Genomic DNA, 2,516 nt, shown 5'->3' with positions numbered 1-2,516 from the left:
GTGTGTCTCCGATGGTGTGTCTTGCGCGTTGCGGGTGGCCGTCGCGTTCGGCCGGGCGCGGACGGCGGCCGACATGAGGCGCAACGGCCCTGCCGCGCGCCCCGGCGCGTTTCCCGGCAACGCCGGTGCGGGCGCAGAAAAAAATGCCGCCGGATCGGGGAACCGATCCGGCGGCATTATCGTCTCTGCACGGATGACGCCGGCCTCAGCGCGGCAGGGTGGTCTCGCCCATCAGCGCCAGGTCGATAGCGCGGGCGGCCTGACGGCCCTCGCGGATCGCCCACACCACCAGCGACTGGCCGCGGCGCACGTCACCGGCGGCCCACACCTTGTCGAGCGAGGTCTTGTAAAGCTCGGTGTCGGCCTTGACGTTGGTGCGCGGATCGAGCGCCAGCCTGTCGCCGGCTTCCGCTACGAAAGTTTCGAGGTTCGGGCCGGCGAAGCCGATGGCGATCATCACCAGATCGGCGCGGATATCGAACTCCGAGCCCGGAATCGGGCGGCGCCGCTCATCCACGCGCGCACACTGCACATGGGTGACGTTGCCCTTGCGGTCGCCCTTGAAGGCGATGGTGGCGCACGAGAACTCGCGCTCGGCGCCTTCCGCCTGACTGGACGAGGTGCGGAACTTCGTCGGCCAGTAGGGCCACACGGTCAGCTTGTCTTCCGTGGCCGGTGCCGGCGGGCGGATGTCGAGCTGGGTCACGCGCACCGCACCCTGACGGAACGAGGTGCCGACGCAGTCGGACGCCGTATCGCCGCCGCCGACCACCACCACATGCTTGCCGGCGGCCACGATGGGCTCGACATCGCCGATCGGCTCGTTGCCGACGCGGCGGTTCTGCTGGGTGAGGAACGACATCGCCTGATGGACGCCGTTCAGCTCCTGCCCGGGAATGCCGGCCTCGCGCGGGCGCTCGGCACCGGCGGCCAGCAGCACGGCATCGAAATCGTCCTGCAGGCTGGCGAGCGGACGGGTGACGCCGATATCCTCGCCATAGTGGAAGGTCACGCCCTCCGCTTCCATCTGGCCGACGCGGCGGTCGATGTGGTGCTTCTCCATCTTGAAGTCGGGAATGCCATAGCGCAGCAGGCCGCCGGCGCGGGCATTCTTCTCGAAGACATGCACCTCGTGGCCGGCGCGCGCGAGCTGCTGGGCCGCGGCAAGGCCGGCCGGGCCGGAGCCCACGACAGCGACGCGCTTGCCGGTTTTCACATCGGCCGGCTGCGGCTGGATCCAGCCCTTGGCCCAGCCGTTATCGGCAATCGCCTGTTCCACCGTCTTGATGGAAACGGGGATGCTCTCAAGGTTCAGCGTGCAGGCCTCCTCGCACGGAGCGGGGCAGACGCGGCCGGTGAATTCGGGGAAGTTGTTGGTGGAGTGGAGGTTGCGCGTCGCAGCCTCCCACTCGCCATGATAGACGAGATCGTTCCAGTCCGGGATCTGGTTGTGGACCGGGCAGCCGGTCGGGCCATGACAGAACGGAATGCCGCAATCCATGCAGCGCGAGGCCTGCCGCTCCACTTCGGCAGCGGGCAGGGGAACGGTGAACTCGTGGTAGTGACGGATGCGGTCGGCAGCCGGCTGGTACTTCTGTTCCTGCCGATCGATCTCAAGAAAGCCGGTGACCTTGCCCATGAAATTTCACTCTTTCCGGGGTCATTCTCAGCCATCCGGGCGGGCGCGGCGCCTCGCCCCGGGCTTGCGGTGCAGATCGCGGCGGCCGCAGGGTGCGGCCGCCGCATCGGCGGGATTACTCGGCGGCAACGCCCATCCGGGCGCGCTCCATTTCCTTCAGGGCGCGGCGATATTCCACCGGCATCACCTTCACGAACTTCGGCCGGTAGGTCTCCCAGTTATCCAGGATGTCTTTGCCGCGGCTGGAGCCGGTATAGGCGACGTGGTTGGAGATCATCTGGTAGAGCCGCTCGTCGTCGTGGCCTGACATGTCCGCCACGATGTCGACACGGCCCTTGTGCTCGATGTCGCCGCCGTGGTGATGCAGACGCTCCAGCATCTCATCTTCCCCGGCCACCGGCTCCAGATCGACCATCGCCATGTTGCAGCGGTTGGCGAAGTTGCCTTCCTCGTCCAGCACATAGGCGACGCCGCCCGACATGCCGGCCGCGAAGTTGCGCCCCGTCGGCCCGATCACCACGATGACGCCGCCGGTCATGTACTCGCAGCCGTGGTCGCCCACGCCCTCCACCACCGCAATGGCGCCGGAGTTGCGCACCGCGAAGCGCTCGCCGGCGACGCCGTGGAAATAGGCCTCACCCTCGGTGGCGCCGTAGAGCACGGTGTTGCCGACGATGATCGACTTTTCCGGCACGATCTTCGAGACTTCCGGCGGGCGCACGATGATCTTGCCGCCCGACAGGCCCTTGCCGACATAGTCGTTGGCCTCGCCGATCAGGTCGAACGTCACGCCCTGTGCCAGCCACGCGGCGAAGGCCTGACCGGCCGTGCCGCGCAGTTCCACCTGAATGGTGTCGTCCGGCAGGCCGGCATTGCC

General features: G+C 67.8%; 1 protein-coding gene and 1 pseudogene. Both read right to left on the bottom strand.

Translation table 11 applies throughout. From position 1 onward, the window contains the following. Nucleotides 1-205: 205 nt before the first annotated feature. Nucleotides 206-1,639, bottom strand: coding sequence for a glutamate synthase subunit beta (locus V7067_RS08260; protein WP_334175415.1), 1,434 nt, complete (start codon nucleotides 1,637-1,639; stop codon nucleotides 206-208). Nucleotides 1,640-1,754: 115 nt separating this feature from the next. After that, nucleotides 1,755-2,516: pseudogene (locus V7067_RS08255) on the bottom strand (glutamate synthase subunit alpha); the annotation flags it as partial.

The sequence above is a fragment of the Pseudoxanthobacter sp. genome (assembly GCF_036822375.1).
Lineage (GTDB): Bacteria > Pseudomonadota > Alphaproteobacteria > Rhizobiales > Segnochrobactraceae > Pseudoxanthobacter.
Note: the sequence above shows the minus strand (reverse complement) of the source record. Positions and strands in the feature narration are given on the sequence as shown.

Excerpts from the sequence above, each read along its gene's own strand:
- V7067_RS08260 (WP_334175415.1), bottom strand. The coding sequence starts at position 1,639 with ATGGGCAAGGTCACCGGCTTTCTTGAGATCGATCGGCAGGAACAGAAG.